The following is a 25,748-nucleotide window of genomic DNA, read 5'->3' on the forward strand; positions in this document are numbered from 1 at the left end:
ACACGCCTGAGCGGCGCCAGGTCGGAATAAAACAGGCATTAAAGTGAAGAAAAACATCGTGTTGTGAAGTTTTTGCGTGGCTGCGTTGCCGCCATGATCATCCCCATGACTATCATTATTCACCGAGCCGTCGCAGAGCGGTTGAAGGGTTTGGGGGCAGACATGTCAGGTTTGATGAGCCGGGATCACTTTGATTGCAAGAATAGATTCTCCCGGAGTTGGTGATATGTCTTCAATGACTAACGCGCGCCGCCTCAAGAACATCATAGGCGGCTCAACAGGTAATCTAGTCGAGTGGTTTGACTGGTACGCCTATGCGGCGTTCGCGCTCTATTTTGCGCCGATATTTTTCCCGAGTGATGATGGAACGGCCCAACTTCTAGGCGCTGCGGCTGTTTTTGCGGTCGGTTTCCTGATGCGGCCTATCGGCGCCTGGATCATGGGCGTCTACGCCGACCGGCGAGGTCGCAAGGCCGGCCTGACCCTGTCGGTCACCTTGATGTGCGCCGGTTCCTTGTTGATCGGCTGCACGCCGGGGTACGCGCAGATCGGCATCGCCGCGCCGGCGCTGCTGCTGGTCGCCCGGCTGTTGCAGGGCATCAGCGTTGGTGGAGAATACGGCTCTTCGGCCACCTATCTGTCCGAGATGGCGACGGCCAAGAACCGCGGCTTCTGGTCCAGTTTCCAGTATGTGACTCTGATCTCGGGCCAACTTCTGGCTCTGCTGTTGCTCATCGTCCTGCAGGCGGTGATGACGGATGAGGCGCTGGGCGCCTGGGGCTGGCGCATCCCCTTCTTCGTCGGGGCGGCTCTGGCCGTGGTCGTGTTCTGGCTGCGCCGGGGTCTGGATGAGACCAACGCCTTCAAGGCGGAAGACACCCGATCTGCGCCGAAATCCAGCGCCATGCTGCTGATCCTCAAGCACCCGAAGGAAGCCCTTCTGGTGATGGGACTGACGGCCGGCGGCACGCTCGCCTTCTATACGTACACCACCTATCTGCAGAAGTTCTTGGTCAACACCTCTGGCTTTTCCAAGGATGCGGCCACCCAGATCAGCGCTGCGGCCCTTCTGGTCTTCATGTTGCTGCAGCCCGTCGTCGGGGCCCTGTCGGACCGGATTGGACGGCGGCCGGTGATGATCGCCTTCGGCGTGTTGGGCGTGCTTTTCACCGTGCCGATCATGTCGGCCCTGGCCACGGTGAACAGCGCGCCGGCGGCTTTCGCCCTGGCTCTTGCGGCCCTCGTGATCGTGTCCGGTTACACCGCCATCAACGCCGTGGTGAAGGCGGAACTGTTCCCGGCGCATGTGCGGGCCCTGGGCGTGGCCCTGCCTTACGCCATCGCCAACGCCCTGTTCGGCGGCACGGCCGAGTACGCCGCTCTGTGGTTCAAGTCGCAGAATAACGAGGTCGCATACTTCTGGTACGTGACGATCATGATCGGAATATCGCTCATCGTCTTCATATTCATGAGGGATACTAAACATAAGAGCATGATTACTCACGATTGAAATCAGTATCACCCAGCGTAATCACAAAAACCGGCTCGCGCAGCGAGGGGCTGTAACGCGATCCAGAGGGGGAGGGACTTAGCGATGACTAGAGATTTCAAAGGGGTTGGCCTGAAAGCGGCGAGCCTGGCGTCAGCCAGTCTGCTTAGCCTGACGGCGGGAGCGGCGCTGGCTCAGGAGCGCGCTCAGCCTGAAGCCGCCGAGGCGGCTCGGGTGGACGACATCATCGTCACCGGCGTGCGCGGAGCGCCGCGCACAGCGATCGAGAGCCCGACGCCCATCGACGTGTTCAACGCCGAGCAGTTGCAGCAGGGGGCCCAGACCGGCGTGTTCGAGTCGGTGCGTTACCTGGTGCCGTCCTTCAACCTGCCGGCGCGGTCGGGCGGCGGCAGCTCCACCGTCATCGCTACCGGAGCGCTGCGGGGCCTGAATCCGGATCAGACGCTGGTGCTGGTCAATGGGAAGCGTCGTCACCGCACGGCGCTGATCAACTCGGTTTCGACGCTCTACAACGGCTCGGTCGGGGTCGACCTGAACATGATCCCGTCCAGCGCCATTGCCCGGGTCGAGGTGCTGCGCGACGGGGCCGCCGCCCAGTATGGCTCGGACGCCGTGGCCGGCGTCATCAACGTCATGCTGAATTCCAGCGCCCAGGGCGGCAGCATTTCCGTCGCCCATGGTCGAAATTTCGACCGCAATGACGGCCGCTATGTGAACCTGGACGCCAATCTCGGTCTGGCGCTGGGCGAGGACGGCTTCCTGAACCTGTCGTACAGCTTCATGGATCGCGGCGCATCGAACCGAGCGGAGCGCATCGCAGATTCCGTGCGCCTGTATCCGCTGTTGCCCGACGGCTCGCGCGACCCGCGCGAAGCGATCATCGACCGGATGGTGACGACCAACTACGGCACCATGCCCCAGGTCTCCAACGTCTTCGGGGCGAACGCGGCCTATACGGTCAGCAACGAACTCGAGCTCTACGCCTTCGGCACCTATGGTCAGCGCAAGTCCGACCTGAGCTGGACGTGGCGGCCGCCGACCGACATCACTGTCCTGCCCGAGATCGCGCCGGACGGCCTGCGCACCCTGACCGTCATCAAGGACAAGGACTATGAAGCGGTCGCCGGTGCGCGGGGCGCGCTGGGCGGCTGGGATTGGGACCTGTCGACGGGCTACGGCTCGAATGTTTCGGACTGGGAGAACTACAGTCTGAACGCCAGTCTGGGGCCGAGCAGTCCGCGTCATTTCTACGTCGGACAACTGGCTTCGGCCGAGTGGGTCAATGCGCTGGATGTGACGCGCGGCTTCACGCTCGAGAACGCGGGCGAGTTGCAGGTGTCCTTCGGTCTGCAGCACCGCTGGGAGAACTACACGATCAAGCAGGGGGACGAGGCGAGCTGGATCCAGGGCGATTACGTCCGCCCGCCGGGCCAGCCCTTCGCGGGCCAGCCCCTGCCTCCGGGCACGCAGTCCACGCCGGGCTTCCGTCCCGAGGACGAGGCTGACGTCAGCCGCAACAACTACAGCGTCTATGGCGAACTGGGCTGGAATCCGACCGAGCGGTTCTATCTCGGCGGGGCTGTGCGCTACGAGAATTTCGACGACTCGGCCGGCGACACCACCATCTACAAGATCAGCAGCCGGTATGAGTTGAACGACTGGGCCGCTCTGCGCGCTTCGTTCAACACGGGCTTCCGCGCTCCCAGCCTGGCGCAGCAGGCCTATTCGGCGACGACTAGCCAGTTGCGCGACATCCGGGGCACCGGGGTGGCCGAATCCCTGCGGTTGAAGAACTTCCAGGTCAACTCGCCGGAGGCCATCGCCTTGGGCGCCAAGCCCCTGACGCCGGAAATGTCGGAGAACCTGAGCGTGGGCTTCACGCTGACGCCCTTCTCGAACTTCGCTTTGACGTTTGACGCCTATCAGATCGACGTGAGTGACCGCATCGCCGTCACTACGACCTTCTCGCCGATCGATACGCGTCTGTCGGCGGACGGGGTGACGACAATCGGCGAGCAGCTTCAGGCCATCATGGTCGCCAATGGTCTGTCGCCGGATGTCAGCGGTCAGTACTATACCAACGCCATCGACACACGAACGCGCGGCTTCGATATCGTGGCGACCTACAAGTACGGCACAGTCGACTTCGGCGATTTCGATTTCAGCTTCGGCTATAATCAGAACGAAACCGAGATCACCGGCATCATCGACAATCCGCCGGAGCTGGCGGCGCTGGGCGATATCGTCATCTTCGACCGCAGCAAGCAGGCGGCGCTGACGGAATCACTGCCGAAATCCAAGATCTCGCTCAACAGCGGCTGGGCGCTGGATCGGCTTAGCGCCAACCTGCGTCTGACGCGGTTCGGCGAATACACCACGCGGCACTCGTCCAATCCTGCATTGGACAACGACATTGACGCGGCGTGGATCACCGATCTGCAGGTCAACTATGATGTGACGGACGCCGTTCGCGTGACGCTCGGCGCCAACAACATCTTCAACGTCTACCCGACCAAGATTCAGGAGCCTTCGGCCAACCTGGGCAACGGGATGTACAGCGGGCTTGCGCCGTTCGGCTTCACCGGCGGATCCTGGTTCGTGCGCGCCGCTTACAAATGGTGATCAAGGGGAACGTCCGGAGGCGTCGCGTAGCGGCGTCTCTAGGTCGGGGTGAGAGGGGAAATCCATGCTGAGAGTTCTGCACCGGGCGACATCGGCCCTGGTTATGGCGACGGCGATCGGCCTTGCGCCCGGCGTCGCCTTTGCGCTGGCTGAGTCGACCTCGACGCCGCAGGCGCCGATTACGGCCTATAAGCCCAGGGCCAATGAGATTCTGTGGGACGGCTACGGCGTCCCCCATGTCTATGGAGTCGACGCGCCGTCGGTCTTCTACGGCTACGGCTGGGCCCAGGCGCGCAGCCACGGCGACAACATCCTGCGCCTGTATGGAGAAGCGCGGGGCAAGGGGGCTGAATACTGGGGCCCGGATTATGAACAGACGACCGTCTGGCTGCTGACCAACGGCGTGCCGGAGCGCGCCCAGCAGTGGTATGCGCAGCAGTCGCCTGATTTCCGCGCCAACCTCGACGCCTTCGCGGCGGGCATCAACGCCTATGCGCAGCAGAACCCAGACGACATCTCGCCCGAGGTGCGGCAGGTGCTGCCGGTCTCCGGCGCCGACGTGGTGGCCCACGCCCATCGCCTGATGAACTTCCTCTATGTCGCGTCGCCCGGCCGCACCCTGGGCGAGGGGGACCCGCCGGACCTGGCCGATCAGGGGTCCAACTCCTGGGCTGTGGCGCCGGGCAAGACGGCGAACGGGAACGCCCTGCTGCTGCAGAACCCGCACCTGTCCTGGACGACGGACTACTTCACCTACTACGAGGCGCATCTCGTCACGCCGGACTTCGAAATCTATGGCGCGACCCAGATCGGCCTGCCGGTCATCCGCTTCGCCTTCAATCAGCGGATGGGCATCACCAATACCGTCAACGGTATGTTGGGGGCCACCAACTATCGGCTGACGCTGCAGGACGGCGGCTATCTGTATGACGGTCAGGTGCGACCGTTCGAGCGGCGTCAGGCCTCGTATCGCCTGCGTCAGGCGGACGGATCGACGGTCGACAAGCCGCTGGAGATCCGTTCCAGCGTCCATGGCCCGGTCTTCGAGCGCGCGGACGGCACGGCCGTCGCCGTTCGGGTCGCCGGCCTGGATCGGCCGGGGATGCTCGAGCAGTATTTCGACATGATCACGGCGGACAGCTTCGATGACTACGAAGCCGCCATGGCGCGGATGCAGGTGCCGACCTTCAACATCGTCTACGCCGACCGCGAAGGGACCATCAACTACAGCTTCAACGGCGTGGCGCCCAAACGGGCCGAGGGCGACATCGCCTTCTGGCAGGGGCTCGTGCCGGGCGATTCCTCGCGTTACCTGTGGACCGAGACACACCCGCTGGACGATCTGCCGCGCGTCACCAATCCGCCGGGCGGCTTCGTGCAGAACTCCAATGACCCGCCGTGGACGCCGACCTGGCCCGTCACCTACACGCCCAAGGACTTCCCCTCCTATCTGGCGCCCCAGACGCCGCACTCCCTGCGCGCTCAGCAAAGCGTGCGCCTGATGTCCGAGAACGACGACCTGACGCTGGAGCGCTTCATGGCGCTGCAGTTGAGCCATCGCGCCGTCATGGCCGACCGCACCTTGCCGGACCTGATCCCGGCCGCCCTGATCGACCCCGATCCCGAGGTCCAGGCGGCAGCGCGCCTGCTGGCGGCGTGGGATCGCGAGTTCACCAGCGACAGCCGCGCCGCCCTGCTGTTTGAGGAATGGGCGCGTCTGTTCGCCGGTCAGAGCTTCGCCGGTCAGGCGGGTTTCGCCACGCCCTGGTCGCTGGATAAGCCGGTCAGCACGCCCTACGGCGTCCGCGATCCCAAGGCCGCCGTCGATCAACTGCGGACCGCCATCGCCAACACCAAGCGCAAATACGGCGCGATCGATCGGCCGTTCGGCGACGCCTCACGCATGATCCTGAACGACGTGAATGTTCCGGGCGCCGCCGGCTACGGCAACCTGGGTTCCTTCCGGGTCTTCACCTGGTCCGATCCTGACGAAAACGGGATTCGCACGCCCAACCACGGCGAGACATGGGTGGCGATGATCGAGTTCTCCACACCGGTGCGGGCCTATGGCCTCATGAGCTACGGCAACTCGCGCCAGCCCGGCACGCCCCACTATAGCGATCAGATCGAGCGTGTGTCGAAGGCCGATTTCCGCGAGCTGTTGCTGCGCCGAGAGCAGGTCGAGGCCGCGGTTCAGGAACGCACGCCCTTCAACTTCAAGCCATGAAAGGCCTGACCATGACACGACGGATCGGATATTCGGCGAGCGCGGCGTCATTGGCGCTGATGGTCGCCGCCTCTGGCGCGGTTGCAGGCGAGCCAGCCTTCACTGCGGTTCAGGTCGAGGGCTTTTCGGTCGCGGGCGCTCTGTCGAACGCCTGGGCCGACTTCGACAACGATGGCGACCTGGACCTGGCCGTCTCCTGGAAGAGCGGCGAAGTCCGTCTCTATCGCAACGACGGCGGAAACTTCGTCAACGTCGGCCCGGAGATGGGCCTGCCTACCTCGGGCATCGAAATCCGGGGGCTGAGCTGGGGCGATTTCGATGGCGACGGCTTTGTCGACCTGATGGGCGGATCGAACGTCATGGGCGATCGGGCGGCCAACCGCTCCTTTGTCTGGCGCAACGAAGAAGGACTGCGTTTCGAGGAGCAGGCCGAGTCGCTGGGTCTTCTCGTTCCGGGGCGGATGAGCCGTCAGGCCAACTGGATCGACTATGACAACGACGGCGCGCTGGACTTCTATGCGGCGGACCGCGCAGGGCCGAACCAGCTCTTCCGCAATCAGAACGGCCGTTTCGTTCCGGTGATGGGGGAGGGCGGCGTCAACGACGTTCGCGCCACCGTCGGCGCCTGTTGGCTGGACTATGACCGCGACGGCGATCTGGACCTGTTCCTGGCCAACCAGTCCGGCTCAACCGACGCCTTGTGGCGCAATGACGGGGGAAGCTTCGTCGATGTGGCGCCGGCCCTCGGCATGGATCAGGCCGGGCGGGATCGCAGCACGGGCGGCGTCGGTTGCGCGGTCGGCGACTATGACAACGACGGGAACCTCGACATCTTTGTCGCTGTCTATGGGGCGGACCTGCTGTACCGCAATAACGGCGACGGGACGTTTTCCGAAGTCGCGGCCCAGGCTGGGCTGGATCATGGCGGGCACGCTGTGGCGGCGGCCTGGGGCGACTACGACAATGATGGCTGGCTGGACCTCTTCGTCACCCATTATGAAGGCGAGCCGGGAAAGCAGATTCCGGTCAATCTGCTGTATCGCAATCTCGGGAACGGGCGGTTTGAGCAGGTTCTGACCCGCGAGAGCCTGTTGAATGCGGGCGATCACGGCGTCGAATGGATCGATTACGATAACGACGGCGCCTTGGACCTGTCCCTCACCAAGGGATATGGCGAAGAAGGCGGTCACTTCCTGTTCCATAACGAGCTGGCTGAGCCGGCGCGCTCCCGCAGCCTCAGCATTCTGGTCCTGGACGAAGGCGGGAAACGCATTCCGCCCGGCGCAGAAGTGCGACTGTTCGATAGAGAGGGTAAAATCCTCGGCGCCCGTCAGGTGTCGACTGGCGGCGGCTACAACGCTCAAAGCGCTGTGCCTGTCCATTTCGGGCTGGCGCACATGCAGCCGGTCCGTGTCGAGGTCACCTACATGGGCAACCGGCAGGTGGTGATCGAGAATGTCGACCCCCGGTCATATGCCGGACGGCGACTGATCGTGACGCCGGACGGCGCTCAGGAGAAACCGTAAGGCGTCGGCCCATTCACGTCACAGTCGCCTTGAACCCGAGCAGGTGAACCGTCGCAGCGCGCAGGCGTTGGCCCAAAATGGTCGATGCCGTCTGGACACCCTATTGCGGGCCTGCACCCGATCCGGCCGAGGCGCTGGGGCGCTGGAACGGCGACCCGGTTCTCTGGGTCCTTCTGATGGCTGCGACGGTCGCGGGGCTGCTTCTGCTACGCGGGCCCCAGAAGGGACGATACACGGCCGCGATGGCTGTCCTGGCGATCGGCTTCATTTCGCCGCTGTGCGCGCTGAGTTCCGCGCTGTTCACGGCACGGACGCTGCATCATCTTCTGCTGGTGCTGGCGGCGGCGCCCTTGCTGGCCCTGTGCCTGCCCCGGTTGAAACGACCGCGTCTGGCGGCGGCCGTGGCGGTCCAGGCGGTGGTCTTCTGGGCCTGGCACGCGCCCGGACTCTACGCTCAGGCTCTATCGCATGATGGAGTTTATTGGCTGATGCAGGTCAGCATCCTGGGGAGCGCGGTCTGGTTCTGGGCGACGGTGCGCAGCGCCAAAGGCCATGCGGCCGTGGCGGCGCTGCTGGCGGCCATGCTGCTGATGGGGCTGCTGGGCGCCTTGATCGTGTTCGCGGCCCAACCGCTTTATACTCCGCATTTCGCCAGCACCCTAGCCTGGAACATGACGCCGTTGGAGGATCAGCAGGCGGCGGGCCTGATCATGTGGGCGCCGGCGGCGGCGGCCTATCTTCTCGTCGCCCTATGGCGTCTTAATGGCCTGCTGAAGCCGACGGGCGAGACGACGCCATGATCGACCGGTTGATCGCCCAGGCGCTGGAATGGGCCGCTGGTCATCATGATGAGGGACGCTATTCCCCCGTGGCCATCGGGTTTCACTGGGGCATGGCGGGTTTGGTGGCGTTCCAACTGGGCTGGGGCTGGTGGATGGGGCGGCTGCCGGTTGGCGGAGAGAAGGTCGCGGCCTATGAGGTTCACTTCGCCGTCGGCATCCTGATGCTGCTGCTGGTGATCGGTCGCCTGACCTGGCGGCTGGTCGCGCCGGATCTGATCAATGACGCGGACAAGCCGGGATGGGAGAGCACGGCGGCCCATATCACCCACTATGTGTTTTACCTCTGCCTGTTTGGATTGCCGCTGTCGGGATGGGCGATGGTTTCCGCGACGGCGCGGGACACCCCGCTGGCGGCGGCAGGCTTCATCCCTTGGCCTTTGTTGCCGATGCAGGATTTGTCGAACCGTCAACTATGGGCGATTGAGGCAGCGGCTGAGTGGATGCACTGGGGTCTGGTCCTGACCCTTCTGCTGATGATCCCGATCCATGCCGGGGCGGCGCTCAAGCACCATCTGATCGATCGGGACGACGTGTTTCACGCGATGCTGCCGGTCGTGCCGCAGCCGAAGCCGAAACGGACGCGCTGGCAGAGGCGTTGGCGTGCGCTTGAGCGGCGGGTCGGGTCGACAGCCACTCGGCTATGGCGCGGGCTTCTTCTTCCGACAGATGCTGGACGGCGGCGGCCATGACGCCGCGGGGGTCGTTGCGCCTCTTGCCGGACTTCCAGTGGTCAATCTGCTCCAGCGTATAGGGGGCGGGCTGCCCGGCGATGATCGGTTGGCCTGCGCCCGCGCCTTGCCCTTCCGCTCCATGGCAGGCGGCGCAGGCGGTGATCCCGCGCGCCGCGTCGCCGCTAAGCCAGATCGGGGGCGGGGGACCGGCTGAGGCGTGCACAGCGGGCGCAGGCAGTTCAGCGTACCACGCCGCCACGACGCGGCGGGCGTCGGGCGTGAGCCCGCGCGCAACTCGGGTCATGACGTCATCGGGACGCAGGCCGCTGGCGTAGTCCTCCATCTGCTTCTGGAGGTAACCCTGTTCCAGACCCGCCAGGCGTGGCGTGGAAACGCCGTCGCCCTCACCCTTCAGCCCGTGACAGGCGAAGCAGGCGTTGGCTGGCCCGCCCGCCCCGCCGCCCATGGCGATGATCTCGCCCGAGGCCTGAAACGCGCGGTCAGTCGCGCCCGGACTCGTGTCGCAGGCGGCGAGGGTCAGTCCCAAAAGAGCGAGGGGCAGGGCGCGCACCTCGATCCAACACCGGCCTTGCGGCGCCGGTTCCGCCTCGGAACCCCTGGCCGTTCGATGGATTGGTTCTGGTGAAGCTGAAAGGGGCCGGATGCCGTCATGTCGCGACGATGGGGAAGATAGGGGCGGCGGTCTTGGCCGTCGGCCTGCTGGGCCTGGCCGCCTGCGCGGACAAGGGCGGGGCGTCGCGCGACCTGGCGGGCGCCGATGCGGCCGAGGGACTTCGCCTTGTCCGGACGCATGGGTGCGGCGCCTGCCACGCCATTCCCGGCGTGGCCTGGCCCCGTGGGCGGACCGGCGGATCGCTGGCGGGCGTGGCGGCGCGGCCGATGATTGCAGGGCGCCTGCCGAACCAGCCTGCGGTCATGGCCGCCTTCGTGCGCGACGCGCCGTCGCTGCTGCCCGACACCGGCATGCCGCCCATGCGGCTGAGCGAAGCCGAAGCCCGCGACATAGCGGCCTATCTTTATACGCTCGATGACGACTGAGACGCCGGACATGCTGGGCGGCTGGCCACCGCCGGTGCTGGACCCCGCCGGGCCGTTCGCCGGGCCGGTGACGGTGGTCGCCTGGGTGCTGTTCGTCATGGGGGCGGTGGTGCTGGCTGTCGTCCTGATCGCGCTGGGCGTCGCCCTGTTCGGGCCGAGGAAGTGGAAACGTCGTGTGGGTGGCGAACGCCTGGTCTGGATCGGCGGTCTGGCTTTTCCGGTGGTCGTGCTGACGGGCCTGCTGATCTACGGCCTCAGCGTGACGGCGCGCGTGTCGGATGCGCCCCGCGACGGCGAGATGCGCGTGCGCGTCACCGGCGAGATGTGGTGGTGGCGCGTGGCCTATCTGGACGGCCAGGGCCGCGAAACGGTGCAGGACGCCAATGAGGTCCACATCCCCGTCGGCCGTCCGGTGGTGATCGAACTGGAGAGCGCCGACGTCATCCATAGCCTGTGGGTCCCGCGCCTGGGCGGCAAGACGGACATGATCCCCGGCCGCCGCAACTTCATGCGGCTGCAGGCTGACAGGCCGGGAGTCTACGCGGGACAGTGCGCTGAATATTGCGGCGGACCTCACGCCCTGATGGGCTTCGTCGTCGTCGCCCATGCCGAGGCTGACTTCGAGGCCTGGCGGGCCCGTCAGGCCGCATCGGCCGCGCTGTCCGCCCTGCCGGGGGCGGGGGTGTTCAGCGCCTCGGGCTGCGGCGCCTGCCACACCATACGCGGAACCGAGGCCAACGGTCTTGCCGGGCCGGACCTGACCCATGTCGGCTCGCGCCAGACGCTGGGCGCGGGCATCCTGCCCAACAATCAGGGGACGATGGCGGGGTGGATCGCCGACAGCCAGGGCATCAAGCCGGGCAACCGCATGCCGTCCTATCCGGTGCTGACCGGACGCGAACTGCGCGATCTGGCCGCCTATCTGGACAGTCTGAAATGACGTCGGAAACCGGCTTCGACGTCCGCAAATACGATCGCTTTCCCACCGAGGGGTCGCGTCCGGACGGCGAGCTGGAGCAACTGGAGGCCGCCTGGTGCGGTCCACGCCGTCCCGGCGAGTGGATCACGGCGATCAACAACAACATCATCGGCGTCTACTACGTCGGTGCGGCCATGCTGTTCTTCGTGCTGGCGGGGGTGCTGGCGCTGCTGATGCGCACGCAGCTGGCCCTGCCGATGACCGGCTTCCTGCCGCAGGAAACCTATAACCAGATCTTCACCATGCACGGCACGGTGATGATGTTCCTGTTCGCCGTGCCGGCGGTCGAGGCGCTGGGCGTGCTGCTGCTGCCGCAGATGCTGGGGGCGCGCGACCTGCCGTTTCCGCGTCTGGGGGCCTATGCCTTCTGGGCCTATCTGATCGGCGGCCTGGCTTTCTTCTGCTCCCTGTTTTTCGGCCTGGCGCCGGATGGGGGATGGTTCATGTATCCGCCGCTGACCGGGATGACCTATTCGCCGGGGATCAATGCCGACTTCTGGCTGCTCGGCATCGGCTTCATCGAGATATCAGCCATCGCCGGGGCGATCGAGATCATCGTCGGGGTGCTGAAGACGCGCGCGCCCGGCATGACGCTGGACAAACTGCCGGTCTTCGCCTGGGCCATGCTGATCTTCGCCTGCATGATCATCATCGCCTTTCCGTCGGTGATCCTGGCGACCTTGCTGCTGGAACTGGAGAGGGCGCTGGGCTGGCCCTTCTTCGACCCGCTGAAGGGCGGCGATCCCATGCTGTGGCAGCACCTGTTCTGGTTCTTCGGCCACCCGGAAGTCTACATCATCTTTCTACCGGCGGCAGGCGCCATGTCGACCATCATCCCGGCCATGGCGCGGACCAGGCTGGTCGGCCAACCTCTAGTGGTCATGGCCATGCTGGCGACCGGCTTCATCAGTTTCGGCGTGTGGGCGCACCATATGTTCACCACCGGCATGCCGCAGATCAGCATCAACTATTTCAGCGCCGCCTCCATGGCGGTCAGCGTGCCCGCTGGGGTGCAGGTCTTCGCCTGGATCGCCACCATAGCGGCCGGAAAGATGCGCTTCTCCACGCCCGGTCTGTTCGCCGTCGGCGGCCTGATCATCTTCGTCATGGGGGGGCTGACCGGGGTCATGGTCGCCATGGTGCCCTTCGACTGGCAGGCCCATGACAGCTATTTCATCGTCGCCCACCTGCACTATGTTCTGATCGGCGGCATGGTGTTTCCCATGTTCGCGGCCATCTACTACTGGCTGCCCATGTCCAGCGTACGGCCGCTGAGCGAGCGCATGGGCAAATGGATCTTCTGGCTGATGTTCGCGGGCCACAACATCGCTTTCATGCCGATGCACCTGACGGGGCTGATGGGAATGCCGCGCCGGGTCTACACCTATCTGCCGGGACGCGGCTGGGACCTGCCCAACTTCATCTCGACCATAGGGGCCTTCCTGTTCGGTCTGGCGGTCCTGCTATGGGTCATTGATATGATCCGCAACTTCCGCCCCTTCGGCCCGCGCGAGGCGGGCAACATCCACGACGGCCCCGGCTTGGAATGGCTGCCCAGCGGCTATTATTCCGTGCGATCCGTCCCGGTGGTGAAAAGCCTCTATCCGCTGTGGGAGCAGAAGGGGTTGGCGAAGGAGGTGGAGGAAGGGCGCTGGTTCCTGCCCGGCGCGGCTGGAGGCGAGCGTCAGACCCTCGTCACCAGCCCCCTGAACGCCGAGCCGCAGTATGTCTTGCGTCTTCCGCGCCCGTCGCCCTGGCACGTCTTCGGCGCCGTGTTTACGGCGGGCTTTTTCCTCATTTTGACGATCCAGGCCTATGCTGTCGCCGTAGTCAGCGGGGTGCTGGCGATCTACTGCATCATGCGCTGGTGCTGGTTCTTGGACGCGCCGCACAATCGCAAGACGACCGATATCGGGGCGGGCATTCGCATGCCTAACTATGTCTCGGGCCCGTCCAGCCACGGCTGGTGGGCCATGGTGATCGTGTTGATCGTCGGCGGGATGGTCTGCCTGCTGGCGGGCTTCTCCTATGTCTTCCTGTGGAGCCGACGACCGGATCTGTGGCAGGCGTCGCCGGCGATGGCGTCCCTGATGCTGCATCTTGGAGTTCTGGCGTTGGCAGGCCTGTGCGCCGCAGTCGCGCCGCGCGTGTTGCGCCGGGCGAGAACCGGAGCTGAGACGCTCGCGACGGCTCTTCTGGTCGTCAGCGCAGTCGGAGCCGCGACGGCGGTCGGGTTGGAGCTTCGGGCCTGGTGGTCCGCTGGTTTGAAGCCCGACGCTACCAGTCAGGGCGCCGCTGTCTTCGCTCTTCTGGGCTGGGCAGGCGCTTTTGCGGGGATCGGGGCCTTGATGGGCCTCTACATCCTGTTGCGTCGAGCGTTCGGACGGCTGTCGGTCGACCGACCCTCCACGGTCGACCTGATCGGCCTCTTCCTGGCTTATACGGCGGGGCAGGCGGCGATGGTCTTGCTGCTGATCCGGCTGTTTCCGGGCGCCGTGTCGTGAGGCGCTGGCTGGCCATGACGGCGGGTCTGCTGATCTGGGCCGCGCACTTCCTGGGGCTCTATCTGCTGGCCAGCGCCGCAGATGTCTGGTCCTCTACCGAGGCGGCCGCCGGTCGCTGGGTCGGGCTGGGTTTCAGTCTTCTGTGTCTGGCGCTGATCGCCGTGGCGGCTATCGTCATAGCGCGGCGTCCTGTCCCGGATGGACCGGGCCGGTGGGAGCGGCGCGTGGCCCTGACTGGCGCTTTCGTCGCTGCCGTCGGGGTGACGTGGCAGACGACGCCGCTGGCGTTCTGAAAAGTCTAATCTGCGGCCCATCGTTAACCTGCGTCATATCGCTCGGGCTCGGAACCGCATGGCTCCACGCCGATTGGATCAGACGGAGGAGGAGCCATGAACCAGACCCATGTCATCGAACGCGCTTTTGAAATCGCCGAGCGAGATCATGCCTGTCTCAAGGTCAGCGACGTGCGTGAAGCGCTTGCCCGGGAAGGCTATACGATCAGCGACCTGATGCATCTGGAAGGCTGGAGCATCCGCGAGCAACTGAGACGGCGGATGAGGGCGCGTGGATCCCGCGCGGTCGGTCGCATCGAATTCGCCGAGAGCCGGCCGTGACCGGGACGGCTGGCCTGGGCCGGGCCGTGCAGGGGCTGATTCTGAGCTTTCCGGTGGCCCTGTTCAGTCTCGGGACGGCGACGGATGCGGCCTATCTTCGGACCGCGGAGATGCAGTGGAGCAACTTCTCTTCCTGGGCGATTGTCGGCGGCCTGATGTTTGGCGGAGCCGCTTTCGTGTGGAGCCTGATCGACCTGGCCTGGGGCCGTCGCGGCGTCTTGCGTCTTCTGTACAGCGGCGCTCTAGGGGCCCTGTGTCTTGTCGGCTTGGCGAACGCCTTCAAGCACAGCCAGGACGGTGGGAGTTCCGTCGGCGCCCTTGGCTTCATCCTGTCCGCTCTATGCTGCGGGCTGGCCCTGATCGCGGGATGGCTGCGCTATTCCGGAATGCTGGACGAGGAGGCGAGCCGATGATCCGCAGAAACGTCCTTCTGTACGGCGTCTTGGGAGGCGTCGTGGCTCTGGCCGCCTGCGGTCAAAGCGAAAAAGGCATCAATGAAGTCGGGCCGAAGCCTGACTTGCCGGAGATTCGGGAAACCCTGCTGCCGCCGATGCGTATCGCCAAGCCTGTCGGGTGGGGCGATGAAGCGCCGCGCGCGCCCGAGGGCTTCGTGGTGACGGCCCTGGCTACGGACCTGCGTATTCCACGTCAGATGCTCGTCCTGCCTAACGGGGACATCCTCGTGGCCGAGGGACGGGGCGGCGGCGCGCCGGCCTTGAGGCCCAAGGACGTCATCGCCGGGGTCATCAAGAAGCAGGGCAACACCAAGGTGAACGGCGGCGACCGCATCACCTTGCTGCGCGACGCCGATAACGACGGCCGCGCCGAAGTCCGCACAGTCTTCATAGACGGTCTTAACGCCCCTTATGGCCTGGCCTATGTCGATGGCCGCATCTACGTGGCCGAGCAGGATGCTCTGGTCAGCTTCCCCTATGTCGAAGGGCAGACCCGGATCACGGCGCCGCCTGAAGAGGTGACGCGTCTACCGTCCGCGCTCAACCATCACTGGACCAAGGCTCTGACCGCCAGCGCAGACGGTTCGACACTCTATGTCGGCATCGGCTCCAACAGCAACGCCGGCGAGCGGGGCATGGCCGTGGAGGAGGAGCGGGCGGTCGTTTGGGCTGTCGACCGCTCCACAGGCGCGCGCCGAACCATCGCCCGCGGCATTCGCAATCCCACCGCTCTGGCGATTGAGCCGTCGAGCGCCGCCCTTTGGGCCGTGGTGAACGAAAGGGATGAAATCGGGCCGCAACTCGTTCCAGACTATCTGACCTCGGTTCGCGACGGCGCCTTCTACGGCTGGCCATACAGCTACTGGGGACAAAATCTCGACCCGCGCGTGCGGCCCCAGAAGCCCGAACTGGTCGCGACGGCGGTAAAGCCGGATTACGCTCTGGGAGCCCATGTGGCCGCCCTGGGACTGTCCTTCGCCCGGGACGGCGGCTTCGGCGGGGTCTTCACCGAAGGGGCCTTCATCGGACAGCACGGGAGTTGGAACCGCCAGGATCTGGCGGGGTACAAGGTTGCGTGGGTTCCGTTCTCGGGAGGCCGACCAGCCGGCGAGCCCGTCGATTTTCTGACCGGGTTTCTGACGGACAATGGCGAGGCCCGCGGCCGTCCCGTGGGCGTTTGGTTTGATCCCCAGCGCCGGATTCTGCTGGTGGCCGACGATCTGTCCAACACGGTGTGGCGTGTCGCTCCGGCCGGAATCTCTCCAGCGCGATAGATTCCAGTCAGAAGATAAAGGTCGGCCAGATCACGACCCTGCAACTTGAGCCCGGCATCGCGACGGGCCGGTTCGCCGGAGAATCGTCGCGGCGCCGCCTGAAAGTCCCGGGCCTCCACACAGAGGTTCCAACGCCCGCACCTTTTCCTCTTTCGACATTTGCTTTGGTTTGGGGCTCCAAGCGTCAGAGAGGGTCGTGATCTTTGGGGTCATGTCGCCTGCGTCCGTGATGCTCCGACGGTCTGTGGGTCTTTCCCCTGATTGCGCGCGCCACGGCGCGGCCTCTCGAAAAGGCGGATCTGACCGGAAGCCGGTCGGCTGAGCGCAACCTCGCGCTCGACTTTCTTCCCCGGCCTGACGGCCTCCTCGCGCGACAAGAAACTCTCGCTTCCGGTCCTCCGCTTCGCTGCGGGGGTTCGCCTGCGCTCGCCCTGCGCGCCGACCGGCCTCCGGTCTCCCGATCGCCATCGAGGCCGCGACAGGCGTGGCCCGATAGCAAGGAGAGACTGACATGGCCGCCATCGGAACCTTCACCGCCCAGGGCGATGGCTACACCGGGTCGATCAAGACCCTGACCCTCAACCGTCAGGAGCGCGACCCTGAGCCCTAACGAGAAGTCGGAAGACAAGGCCCTGGACTACCGCATACAGGTCCACCGACCGTCCTGAGAGGGCTCGACGACCGCCAGTTCGCCCGAAATGTATTGGGCTGCTTCGTTCGAGGCGAACAGCCGTAGACGGCTCCAGTCCCGAGCAAGCGACTTGAAGCCATGAGACGGATCGGCACTGACGAGATTTCCGTCCAGGTGGAACTCTACCTGTTCGCGCCAAACGCTCCCTTGAGCCAAGAGAAAACGGCGAGCGAGGATTCCTCCCGCTCCGCCCTTACGGCGCTCGAGGCTTATCAGCCCGTCGACCAGCTGGCGGGCGCCCGCGTCATCGACCGCCAGAGGCAGGTTCCGGCGCCAGTCGGGATGCGTCTTGTCCAGCCATGCTGAGATCAAGACACCTTCCGTCACGCCGCCTGCTTCGGCCTCACGACGCAGTTCAACGATGGCGATGGCGAGCTCTGCGGAGACCGCAAAGATCTCTTCGTGCCGCCATAGCCCAGGGATCGCGAGCTCGTGCTCTCGGGCGAGCTCCTCCGCCACTGCAGTCGTCGGCGCCGGATGCTCCAGAAGCTGCACGATGAGTTTCTGCAGAAAGTTTGCGGCCCATCCGCCCTGAGCTCCGCCGATCGCCGCGACCGGAAATCCTCCCTGGCGAGCGATCGCGGCGAGTCGGCGATGCATGCCGTTCAGTCGGAGTTCGGGTAAACGCCAGTATCTCAGGCCGCGATCCGCCAGCTTCCGCCAGGAGGACTGTTCCAAGCTTACATTGATCGTATGGCCGACATCCGCCCAACGCTGCAGCCCGCCGGCATAGTTGCGGCGAACCATTCGGCTGCCCAGAGGACGAAGAGGGCCGCATCGTGGTCGCTGGAGTGTTTTGCATTGATACAGGCCGCCCTGGCCCTCAGATCCACCTCGATCTGCGCGAACGCCGCGTCACTCAGGGCATAACGGTGGAGAGGGCGACCATTCGGTCGCGGCAGGCCGTATCGGCTCAGCCAGTGCGATCGATCCGGAATAGTCGGGTGGTTGTCCGCCCGCTTGGGCAGCCTCGAGAGCACGACCGGCTGTGATCGCCTTGATCTTGGCCAAGGTGACCCAACTTTCGGTGCGGCCATCAAAGCCCGCTGCAATGGCTCTCAAGCGAGCAGCGTCGCCCGAGTGCTTTGCTGCAGCGATTCTGCCGTAATTTCAGATTCGTCCACAACGCCTCCCCAGGGCAGGTAAGCGCACGCAGCCGACTTCGTAAAGCGACCGATGATATATATCCTATTCATTAGGCCGCGTTGTCGCCGCAGCCCGCGCCCTGGTCGGGGACGGCTCAATCCCAGCCGGCAGGAAATTGCGCGTGAGCATTTAGGGACCGAGGCCTTCCAGGGCGTCTCCGGCCTGCAATGCAGGTAGGTCATTTGGCCGCTCAGTTGCGGTCCGCTGCTGCGCCCGCCGGGATTGTCGATTGCGAAGATCGGTGTTGCGGCGGACACGGGTGCTCAAACCTCGTGGCAGAACCATTCTGTACGCCACAGTGCGCTTCGAACCTTCGTCGTCGTGAACCGCGCGTAGCCGAGGCTCAGCGGTTGATGTTCGACCGAATATGGACTATGTCCAGATCTGTTGGGAGATGGTTATGGCAATAGGCATCGTTTCCGATCGCGATCCGCAAGTGGAACTGCCGCGCCTCGATGTGGCGCGCTTCGCCCCGGCGAACCGGCGCCGTCTGAGCGCGCCCGCGCTCCGCACATTCACCGCCATCGCCGATCTCTGGGGTCTGAACGAGGAGCAGCGCCGCCTGATCCTCGGTTACCCGTCGCGCTCGACCTATCAGGGCTGGTGCAAACAGGCCCGCGAGCATGGCGAGATCACGCTCGACGTCGATGTACTGACGCGCATTTCGGCGCTGCTGGGCATCCATCAGGCCCTGGGCGTCCTGTTCGCCGATGAGCATGAAGGCGTCCACTGGCTGCTCCGACCGCACGATGCGGCGGTGTTCGGCGGGCATCCGCCCATCAATCTCGTGACCAACGGGACCCAGGATGGATTGATGACGGTGCGTCGCTTCCTCGACGCCGCGCGCGGCGGGGCCTACATGGCCCCCAACGCCCTCGATGCGGCGTTCGAAGCCTATGACGACAGCGAGATCGTCTTCAGCTGATGGAGAAGCTCGTCGCTGCGCCCCGTCCGGCCCACCGGCTCGTGCCGTCGCGCTTTCCGCCGATCGGCCTGTTCGACACCGTCGCCACGGCGGCCGACGCCGCGGCGGTGATGGAGCTGGCCGGATGGACCAACGACCGTCTGGTCGCCGAACGGATCGACCGCCTGCCGCGCGATCAGTGGGTCTATGGCCGTGCCAACGCCAGCATCGTCATGGCGTCCTTCCTCCATGTCGCGCCGGGCGGCATGCGGTTCAACGGTCCGGACCTCGGCGCCTGGTATGCGGCGGCGTCGGTCGTCACCGCAGCCGCCGAAGTCGGCCATCATCTGCGCCGCGAAGCCGTGGCGCGATCAGTGAACGGAATGCGGCGGACCTATCGCAACTATACCGCCGTCTTGATCGGCGACTATCGCGACATTCGCGGCCGACAGGCCGCCTTGCCCGACGCCTACGCCTCAAACAGCTACGGGGCCGCGCAGGTGCTAGGTGAAGGCGTACGAGCGTCCCAGGCGTCCGGGCTTCTTTACGACAGCCTGCGCCATCGAGGCGGATGCAACATCGTCGCCTATCGGCCTGTCGACATCACCGAGGTCGTGCAGGCGGAGCATTTCGAAATCAGCGTCGAGGCGGCGTCTCGCCGGATCGAGGTTCACAAGCTGAGCGCATAATAGCGGCAAGGCCGCCGTTGGTCGGAGCCGCACGCGCTTCGCGCATGGCGTCGCGCCGCGAATGCACGGCGACGGCGACTGAGGGGCTGCTGTTCCGTCAGAACTCAGTCTGACCATTTAGGGCTTGAGGCTCGCACATACGTCTCTCCACGGGTCGCCTTTAGGGCGTTGTTTCCAGTGGAGCTTTTGTGCGCAGTCCAAAGTCTGTACCCGCCTCTACGTGCTATATCACTCAATGGAAGTCCCGCGATCCCGGCAGGATGCGGACGTCACGCGGATGCCGGTGCGGCGGGTGTCGCGGCGGTTGCGGGTTGGCGATGACATCGGCGCGGGCGAGCTGGATGTCGGTCTCATGGTCTTCTGACAGGCGGGACAGTTCGGCGCTGCGGTCGATGACGTGGCGGGCGACGACATGGATGACGCCTTCGGGGCTCTTCTCGACCAGGCCTTCGACCTGCATCAGGCGGGCGCCCATGATCTCGCGTCGGTACTGGTCGAGCATCCGCGCCCAGAGGACCACGTTGGTGATGCCGGTCTCGTCCTCCAGGGTGACGAAGACGGCGTTACCCTTGCCCGGCCGCTGACGCACCAGGACCACGCCGGCGACCTGCACCAGGGAGCCGCCGCGCTTGGCCTCGGTTTCGGCGCAGGTCAGCACGCGGTCGGCGGCGAAGACGGGGCGCAGGATGGCCATGGGGTGGGCCTTCAGCGACAGGCGCGCGTTCTGGTAGTCGGCGGCGACGTGTTCGCCCAACGGCATAAGGGGCAGATGGGCATCGGGCTCGTTCCCTAGTTCCCGGGCGCCGCGTTCGCGCGCCTCGGCGGCGGCGAACAGGGGCAGGGGATCGTCGTCGGGCAGGCGGCGCACCGCCCACAGGGCCTCGCGCCGGTCCTGGCCCAGTGAGCGGAAGGCGTCGGCGTCGGCCAGCTTGCGCATGGCGGCGGCGGGCAGTTCGGCGCGCCGGGCCAGTGTTTCGACATCGGCGAAGGGCGCCTCGGCCCGCGCCGCCGACAGGGCCTTGGCCCAGTCCTCCTTGAAGCCGTCGATCTGGCGCAGGCCCAGACGCAGGACGGGCGTGCTCGCCGGCCCCTCCAGACTGTTGTCCCAGTCGCTGTGCGAGACGTCGATGGGGCGCACCTCGACCCCGCCGACTTCCTGCGCCTCGCGCACGATCTGGGCGGGTGCGTAGAAGCCCATGGGCTGGCTGTTCAGCAGGGCGCAGGCGAAGGCCGCCGGGTGGCGGTGCTTGATCCAGGAAGAGACATAGACCAGCCGGGCGAAACTGGCGGCGTGGCTCTCGGGGAAGCCGTAGGAGCCGAAGCCCTTGATCTGTTCGAAGCAGCGCCGCGCGAAGTCTGGATCATAGCCGCGCGCGATCATCATGCCGACCATGCGGTCTTCGTAAGTGTGCAAGGTGCCGTCGCCCCGGAACGTGCCCATGGCCTTGCGCAGGCCGTTGGCCTCGGCGTCGGAGAACCGGGCGGCGACCATGGCGACCTTCATGGCCTGTTCCTGGAACAGGGGGACGCCCAGGGTCCGGTGCAGCACCTGCCTCAACTCGTCAGGCGGACCATAGAGGCGGCCGGGGGGCGGATAGTGAACCTCTTCCACGCCGTTGCGGCGGCGCAGATAGGGATGGACCATGTCGCCCTGGATCGGACCGGGACGCACGATGGCGACCTGAATTACCAGATCGTAGAAGGCCCTCGGCTTCAGCCGGGGCAGCATGTTGATCTGGGCGCGGCTCTCGACCTGGAAGACGCCGATGGACTGGCCCCGGCACAGCATGTCGTAGACCTCGGCCTCCTCCGGCGGGACGGAGGCGAGGTCGTGCTCGACGCCTGAATGGGCTTTCATCAGGTCGAAGGCCTTGCGGATGCAGGTCAGCATCCCCAGGGCCAGGACATCGACCTTCATCAGGCCCAGGGCGTCGATGTCGTCCTTGTCCCATTCGATGAAGGTGCGGTCCGGCATGGCGGCGTTGCCGATGGGCACGGTCTCGTCCAGCCGTCCCTGGGTCAGGACGAAGCCCCCGACATGCTGGGACAGGTGGCGCGGAAAACCCAGCAGGCGCGTCGCCATGCGCACGGCGCGATCAACCATGGGATTGGCGGCGTCCAGACCGGCCTGCTCGATCTGGCGGCCGCTGATCTCGGAGCCCCAGCTGCCCCACTGGGTCGAGGCCAAGCGGGCAGTGACGTCTTCGGTCAGGCCCAGGACCTTGCCGACTTCGCGGATGGCGCTGCGGGGGCGATAGCGGATGACGGTGGCGGCGATGCCGGCGCGATGACGGCCATAGCGCTCATAGACGTACTGGATGACCTCCTCGCGCCGCTCATGCTCGAAGTCCACGTCGATGTCGGGCGGCTCGTCGCGGTTGGAGGACAGGAAACGCTCGAACAACAGGTCGTGGCAGGCCGGATCGACGCTGGTGATGCCCAGGACGTAGCAGACAGCCGAGTTGGCGGCTGATCCGCGCCCCTGGCACAGGATGCCCTTGTCCTCGGCCGTGCGGATGATGTCGTGGATGGTTAGGAAATAGGGGGCCAGGCTGCGATCGGCGATGAAGGCCAACTCCTTCGCAAGCAGGGCCGTGACCTTGGGCGACGCGCCGTCCGGATAACGGAGGAGGGTGCGGCGACGCACTAGTTCTTCCAGCCAGCCCTGAGGTGTTTCGCCCGGCGGTACGGGCTCCTCGGGGTATTCATACTTCAGGTCGCTCAGATCGAAGGTCGCCCGCGACAGGAAGGCGGTCGCCTCGGTCACCGCCTCGGGCGCGTCCTTGAACAGCCGCGCCATTTCGTCTGCGGGCTTCAGCCAGCGTTCGGCGTTGGCCTCCAGTCGGCGGCCGGCGGTTTCGATGGTCGCGCCTTCGCGGATGCAGGTCAGGACGTCCTGCAGGTCGCGGTCTTCGGGGCCGGCGTAGAGGACGTCGTTGAGCGCCAGCAGGGGAACCTGGGCCCGCTCCGCCATGGCCTTGAGGCGGGCCAGCCGGCGCCGGTCGTCGCCGCGCTTGTGCAGGGCGGCGCCCAGCCAGACTGCGCCCGGCGCCGCCGCGTTCATGCGTGCCAGCACCTCTTCCAGCCCAGTCAGCCGGTCCGGCGGGACGAGGATCAGCAGCAGGTCCTCCGGATCGGCCAGCAGGTCGCGCAGGCCGATCTCGCATTCGCCCTTCTTCGCGCGGCGATTGCCCAGGGTCAGCAGACGCGTCAGCCGACCCCAACCCGCCCGCGTCTCCGGATAGGCGATGACGTCCGGCGTCCCGTCGTTGAAGATCAGCCGCGTCCCGGTCAGCAGGCGGAAGTTCGCCGCACGGCGCTTCACCTCTTCGGACAGGGCCGGATCGTTCAACGGGTTCTCGATGAAGGCGACCTCGCCGGGACTGCCGCCGTCGCGCATCCTGTCCGGCGGGGCCAAGCCCTCGATGCGTATCTCCTTCAGCGCGCTCCAGGCCCGCACCACGCCCGCCACGGTGTTGCGATCGGCCAGCCCCAGTCCGGCGTGGCCGCGCAGGATCGCCGTCAGCACCAGGTCCTTGGGATGCGAGGCGCCGCGCAGGAAGGAGAAGTTGCTGGCCGTCGCCAGTTCGGCGTAGTCGCCGCAAGGGTCGAGCCTCCTCATGCGAACAGGCCGTGGATGAACCAGCGCGGTTCGGGCGTCTCGCCATAGAGGCCCTGGCGGAACAGCCAGAAGCGACGGCCGTCCCGGTCCTCGACCCGGTAGTAGTCACGGGTGCGCTGGCCCGGCGCGCGCCACCATTCGCCGCTGATCCGCTCAGGACCTTCGGCGCGCGTCACCTCGTGCAGGACGCGGCGCCAGCGGAACTTCAGCGGATAGCCGTCAGGGACCTCGGCCAGGGTTTCGACCGGCTGGGGCGGGTCGAACATCTGCAGCGGCCGCAAGGGCGGATCGTCGGGATCAAGGTCGGGCCAGGTCTCGTCGCCATGACGGGCGGCGGCCGGGACCAGTCGCGCCGCGCGTTCGGGAATGTGCGAGGCGAAGGGCTCGAAGCGCAGCACCGCCTCCGGCCCCAGACGCGCGGTCAGCCGATCGATCAGGCGGCTGAAGGCCTCCTCGCCGGGCGTCTCGCGCTCCAGCCCCTGCTGGGTCGGCGCCAAAACCTGGGTCCAAGGCACGGACATCCGCATCTGGTCGAATCCGAATCCGGGGTCTAGTGGGGCGGCAAGGGCCGCCATCCGTTCGCGGAACAGCCGCAGGGTCGCGGGGGCGTCGCGGGTCGGACGGCCGGTGCGGACGACGATGCGGCGCGTCTCGCCGTCCACGCGATAGAAGCCGGCCTCGAAGGCGCGGCCGCCCAGGCCGGTCTGATCCAACTGGTCCATGGTCTCGACCAGCAGGTCGGACAGAACCCGCTCCACGTCCTCGGGCGCAGAGATCGGCTCGAAGAAGACGCGGTCGACCACCACGGGGGCGGGCGGACGATGCGGGGTGATGCGCATGTCCTCGTCGCCCAGAACCCGCGCCAGCCGGGCCGGAAAATCGGCGCCGAAGCGGGCGGCCAGGGGCGCGCGGGGCCGGTCGTCCAGATCGCCCAGCCGCTTCAGGCCCAGACGGCGCAGGGCCTCGTCCTCCTTGTCCGATAGCTCCAGCGCGGCGACCGGCAGGCGGCGCGCGGCGGCGCGGTCCTGGCCGGGCTCGAACCGACCGCCGGGTCCGAAACGGGCTAGGGCGCGCGCGACCTGGGGCGTGGCGGCCAGGGCGCATCGTGTCTGAAGTCCGGCGCGTTCGGCCCGCACCTGGACCGTCCGCATCAGACCCGTCTCTCCACCGAACATGTGGGTGCAGCCGGTCACGTCCAGCATCAGGCCATGGGGCGGGTCCAGCGCGATCATGGGGGTGAAGCGGCCGAAATCCTCCAGCACCCGCGCCAGCAGGGCGTCGTCGAGGTCCGGTCGATGGGCGACGACGCGCAAGGCAAGGGTCCGCGCCCGCGCGTCGGCCAGGGCCAGGCCGGGGGTCAGCCCCGCCCGCGCCGCCTCCGGATCGACGGCCGCCAGCCGCAGCGCGCCCTTGATCTTCTCGGCCAGGACGACGGGCGGCGCATCCTCAGGCGGCGCGTCGTCCTGCTGCTCCTGACGCCGCAGTCGGTCGCTGGGCAGCCAGGGGAACCAGACCGCCAGATAGCGGCGCGGGCGGGCGGAAGGTTCGCTGTTCACGATCCCACTCCATGATCCAGGTTCCGGTCGCCCCGCCGCCGCGCCGCCGCAGCAGGGTCGCCGAAAAAGACGGTCGTCCGGGCGCTCCGCCTTCCAGAGGTTCTGAAGCGTAAGAACCCACCGACCAGCGGGTCTCGGCCGCACTGGGGCAGGGCAAGGCGCCCGCCCGCGCCAGGAACAGGGTCGCGCCCCCCGTCTCTGCCGCCAGCGTCAGTCGGCGACTGGCCGTCAGGCTGAAGGCCTTGGCCTCGCCCCAGGCGCTCAGCAGCACCGCGCCCACGGCAGGACTCCGCAGGGCCTCTTCGCCGACGGCCAGCAGGGTCTGCACGTCGCGCGTCCGCACCAGCAGCAGGTCGCGCGGCGGCAAGCCCATCTCATGCAGGCCCGGCCCATGCGGCCGCCCCGCCTCCTGGGCCATCATCTCATGTAGGCCCCAGACGATGGGCCGCCCCTCCGCCGCCCGCAACGCCATTCCCAGCCCGAAGGTGTTGACGGCTACTGCGTCGGCCGGCGCGGAGGCGTAGAGGTCGTGGATCACGCCTGTGGCTAAGGGCGCGAAGGCATCGTCGCCCGCATTACGCGCAGCCGCGCGGACCCAACGTCCGCCTGACCTCTCCAGGGCCTCAAGACGGGTCTTCAGCGTGGTCAGCGTGTCAGATCGCGAACAAATGTTCTTCATTTGTTCTATATGCGCTCGGTGCCCCGGGGGGAGTCAAGCGGGGCTGTCGGGAAGGCCTGTTGTCCTCATATCCGCTCGCATGATCGCATCGACATTTAGGGGGAAGCCACTTCTGAAACGTCTCTCCACCGTCGTCCGAAGACGATGTTTCCAGTGGAGTTTTTGTGCTCGATCCAAA

20 protein-coding genes and 1 pseudogene are annotated in these 25,748 nt (G+C 66.2%); 16 read left to right on the top strand and 5 right to left on the bottom strand.

The annotated features are described in order from the left end of the window. The first annotated feature begins 226 nt into the window (after positions 1–226). The 6 genes from D1604_RS01590 (at position 227) to D1604_RS15860 (ending at position 9,416) form a co-directional block, all read left to right on the top strand. Positions 227–1,510: an MFS transporter gene (locus D1604_RS01590; RefSeq protein WP_119411919.1), complete on the top strand. Its 1,284-nt coding sequence runs from the start codon at positions 227–229 to the stop codon at positions 1,508–1,510. A gap of 84 nt (positions 1,511–1,594) precedes the next feature. Further along, the gene (locus tag D1604_RS01595) at positions 1,595–4,132 is read left to right on the top strand and encodes a TonB-dependent receptor plug domain-containing protein (RefSeq protein WP_119411920.1); all 2,538 of its coding nucleotides are present in this window, start codon (positions 1,595–1,597) and stop codon (positions 4,130–4,132) included. A gap of 64 nt (positions 4,133–4,196) precedes the next feature. Further along, positions 4,197–6,359 carry an acylase gene (locus D1604_RS01600; RefSeq protein WP_199683615.1) on the top strand — a complete coding sequence of 721 codons (2,163 nt, stop codon included), beginning with the start codon at positions 4,197–4,199 and terminating at the stop codon, positions 6,357–6,359. 11 nt (positions 6,360–6,370) lie between these two features. Beyond that, positions 6,371–7,885, top strand: a complete 1,515-nt coding sequence (locus D1604_RS01605; RefSeq protein WP_119412406.1) for a CRTAC1 family protein — start codon at positions 6,371–6,373, stop codon at positions 7,883–7,885. Between the two features lie 77 nt (positions 7,886–7,962). Further along, positions 7,963–8,685 carry a cytochrome c oxidase assembly protein gene (locus D1604_RS01610; protein WP_119411922.1) on the top strand — a complete coding sequence of 241 codons (723 nt, stop codon included), beginning with the start codon at positions 7,963–7,965 and terminating at the stop codon, positions 8,683–8,685. After that, on the top strand, positions 8,682–9,416 hold the full coding sequence (locus D1604_RS15860; protein WP_119411923.1) for a cytochrome b: 735 nt from the start codon (positions 8,682–8,684) through the stop codon (positions 9,414–9,416). The genes D1604_RS01610 and D1604_RS15860 overlap by 4 nt, the downstream gene beginning before the upstream one ends. On the opposite strand, the pseudogene D1604_RS16065 reads toward D1604_RS15860, so the two are convergent. After that, positions 9,409–9,864, bottom strand: a pseudogene (locus D1604_RS16065) (c-type cytochrome); the annotation flags it as partial. The gene D1604_RS15860 and the pseudogene D1604_RS16065 sit on opposite strands and share 8 nt — an antisense overlap. Before the next feature lie 239 nt (positions 9,865–10,103). Here D1604_RS16065 and D1604_RS01625 point away from each other — a divergent pair. From D1604_RS01625 to D1604_RS01660, 8 genes are all read left to right on the top strand, one after another. Continuing rightward, on the top strand, positions 10,104–10,457 hold the full coding sequence (locus D1604_RS01625) for a c-type cytochrome (protein WP_233551805.1): 354 nt from the start codon (positions 10,104–10,106) through the stop codon (positions 10,455–10,457). Continuing rightward, a complete protein-coding gene (gene coxB / locus D1604_RS01630; RefSeq protein WP_119411925.1) occupies positions 10,447–11,397 on the top strand; it encodes a cytochrome c oxidase subunit II in 951 nt (316 codons plus the stop codon). Before D1604_RS01625 ends, coxB begins: the two co-directional genes overlap by 11 nt. Continuing rightward, entirely contained in the window at positions 11,394–13,940 is a 2,547-nt protein-coding gene (locus tag D1604_RS01635) for a cbb3-type cytochrome c oxidase subunit I (RefSeq protein ID WP_119411926.1), read from the top strand. The genes coxB and D1604_RS01635 overlap by 4 nt, the downstream gene beginning before the upstream one ends. Further along, positions 13,937–14,233 carry a hypothetical protein gene (locus tag D1604_RS01640; protein ID WP_233551807.1) on the top strand — a complete coding sequence of 99 codons (297 nt, stop codon included), beginning with the start codon at positions 13,937–13,939 and terminating at the stop codon, positions 14,231–14,233. The genes D1604_RS01635 and D1604_RS01640 overlap by 4 nt, the downstream gene beginning before the upstream one ends. Before the next feature lie 96 nt (positions 14,234–14,329). Further along, on the top strand, positions 14,330–14,554 hold the full coding sequence (locus D1604_RS01645) for a hypothetical protein (protein WP_119411928.1): 225 nt from the start codon (positions 14,330–14,332) through the stop codon (positions 14,552–14,554). Beyond that, the gene (locus D1604_RS01650) at positions 14,551–14,967 is read left to right on the top strand and encodes a DUF2231 domain-containing protein (RefSeq protein ID WP_119411929.1); all 417 of its coding nucleotides are present in this window, start codon (positions 14,551–14,553) and stop codon (positions 14,965–14,967) included. Before D1604_RS01645 ends, D1604_RS01650 begins: the two co-directional genes overlap by 4 nt. Continuing rightward, the gene (locus D1604_RS01655; RefSeq protein WP_119411930.1) at positions 14,964–16,283 is read left to right on the top strand and encodes a PQQ-dependent sugar dehydrogenase; all 1,320 of its coding nucleotides are present in this window, start codon (positions 14,964–14,966) and stop codon (positions 16,281–16,283) included. Before D1604_RS01650 ends, D1604_RS01655 begins: the two co-directional genes overlap by 4 nt. Before the next feature lie 511 nt (positions 16,284–16,794). Continuing rightward, the gene (locus D1604_RS01660; RefSeq protein WP_119411931.1) at positions 16,795–16,893 is read left to right on the top strand and encodes a DUF736 family protein; all 99 of its coding nucleotides are present in this window, start codon (positions 16,795–16,797) and stop codon (positions 16,891–16,893) included. Positions 16,894–16,920: 27 nt separating this feature from the next. Here D1604_RS01660 and D1604_RS15545 read toward each other — a convergent pair whose 3' ends face one another. Continuing rightward, positions 16,921–17,721 carry a hypothetical protein gene (locus tag D1604_RS15545; protein ID WP_147399859.1) on the bottom strand — a complete coding sequence of 267 codons (801 nt, stop codon included), beginning with the start codon at positions 17,719–17,721 and terminating at the stop codon, positions 16,921–16,923. Between the two features lie 799 nt (positions 17,722–18,520). Between D1604_RS15545 and D1604_RS01670 the strand changes: the two genes are divergently transcribed. Then, positions 18,521–19,045 (top strand): MbcA/ParS/Xre antitoxin family protein, encoded by a 525-nt coding sequence (locus tag D1604_RS01670; RefSeq protein WP_119412408.1) that lies wholly within the window; start codon positions 18,521–18,523, stop codon positions 19,043–19,045. Beyond that, the gene (locus tag D1604_RS01675; protein WP_119411933.1) at positions 19,045–19,713 is read left to right on the top strand and encodes an RES family NAD+ phosphorylase; all 669 of its coding nucleotides are present in this window, start codon (positions 19,045–19,047) and stop codon (positions 19,711–19,713) included. Before D1604_RS01670 ends, D1604_RS01675 begins: the two co-directional genes overlap by 1 nt. 232 nt (positions 19,714–19,945) lie before the next feature. Here D1604_RS01675 and D1604_RS01680 read toward each other — a convergent pair whose 3' ends face one another. The 3 genes from D1604_RS01680 to D1604_RS01690 are packed head-to-tail and all read right to left on the bottom strand — an operon-like array spanning position 19,946 to position 25,570. Beyond that, positions 19,946–23,335, bottom strand: a complete 3,390-nt coding sequence (locus D1604_RS01680) for an error-prone DNA polymerase (protein WP_119411934.1) — start codon at positions 23,333–23,335, stop codon at positions 19,946–19,948. Continuing rightward, entirely contained in the window at positions 23,332–24,891 is a 1,560-nt protein-coding gene (locus tag D1604_RS01685) for a Y-family DNA polymerase (protein WP_119411935.1), read from the bottom strand. The genes D1604_RS01680 and D1604_RS01685 overlap by 4 nt, the downstream gene beginning before the upstream one ends. After that, positions 24,782–25,570, bottom strand: coding sequence for an ImuA family protein (locus tag D1604_RS01690; RefSeq protein WP_119411936.1), 789 nt, complete (start codon positions 25,568–25,570; stop codon positions 24,782–24,784). Before D1604_RS01690 ends, D1604_RS01685 begins: the two co-directional genes overlap by 110 nt. Positions 25,571–25,748 lie beyond the last annotated feature (178 nt).

Origin of the sequence: Brevundimonas sp. LPMIX5, assembly GCF_003576505.1 — a bacterium.
Classification (GTDB): Bacteria; Pseudomonadota; Alphaproteobacteria; order Caulobacterales; family Caulobacteraceae; genus Brevundimonas; species Brevundimonas naejangsanensis.

Coding starts and splice junctions, on each gene's coding strand:
- D1604_RS01645 (WP_119411928.1), top strand. CDS start 14,330: ATGAACCAGACCCATGTCATCGAACGCGCTTTTGAAATCGCCGAGCGA.
- D1604_RS15860 (WP_119411923.1), top strand. CDS start 8,682: ATGATCGACCGGTTGATCGCCCAGGCGCTGGAATGGGCCGCTGGTCAT.
- D1604_RS01610 (WP_119411922.1), top strand. CDS start 7,963: ATGGTCGATGCCGTCTGGACACCCTATTGCGGGCCTGCACCCGATCCG.
- D1604_RS01600 (WP_199683615.1), top strand. CDS start 4,197: ATGCTGAGAGTTCTGCACCGGGCGACATCGGCCCTGGTTATGGCGACG.
- D1604_RS01655 (WP_119411930.1), top strand. CDS start 14,964: ATGATCCGCAGAAACGTCCTTCTGTACGGCGTCTTGGGAGGCGTCGTG.
- D1604_RS01590 (WP_119411919.1), top strand. CDS start 227: ATGTCTTCAATGACTAACGCGCGCCGCCTCAAGAACATCATAGGCGGC.
- D1604_RS01675 (WP_119411933.1), top strand. CDS start 19,045: ATGGAGAAGCTCGTCGCTGCGCCCCGTCCGGCCCACCGGCTCGTGCCG.
- D1604_RS01635 (WP_119411926.1), top strand. CDS start 11,394: ATGACGTCGGAAACCGGCTTCGACGTCCGCAAATACGATCGCTTTCCC.
- D1604_RS01660 (WP_119411931.1), top strand. CDS start 16,795: ATGGCCGCCATCGGAACCTTCACCGCCCAGGGCGATGGCTACACCGGG.
- D1604_RS01690 (WP_119411936.1), bottom strand. CDS start 25,570: ATGAAGAACATTTGTTCGCGATCTGACACGCTGACCACGCTGAAGACC.
- D1604_RS15545 (WP_147399859.1), bottom strand. CDS start 17,721: ATGGTTCGCCGCAACTATGCCGGCGGGCTGCAGCGTTGGGCGGATGTC.
- D1604_RS01605 (WP_119412406.1), top strand. CDS start 6,371: ATGACACGACGGATCGGATATTCGGCGAGCGCGGCGTCATTGGCGCTG.
- coxB (WP_119411925.1), top strand. CDS start 10,447: ATGACGACTGAGACGCCGGACATGCTGGGCGGCTGGCCACCGCCGGTG.
- D1604_RS01595 (WP_119411920.1), top strand. CDS start 1,595: ATGACTAGAGATTTCAAAGGGGTTGGCCTGAAAGCGGCGAGCCTGGCG.
- D1604_RS01670 (WP_119412408.1), top strand. CDS start 18,521: ATGGCAATAGGCATCGTTTCCGATCGCGATCCGCAAGTGGAACTGCCG.
- D1604_RS01680 (WP_119411934.1), bottom strand. CDS start 23,335: ATGAGGAGGCTCGACCCTTGCGGCGACTACGCCGAACTGGCGACGGCC.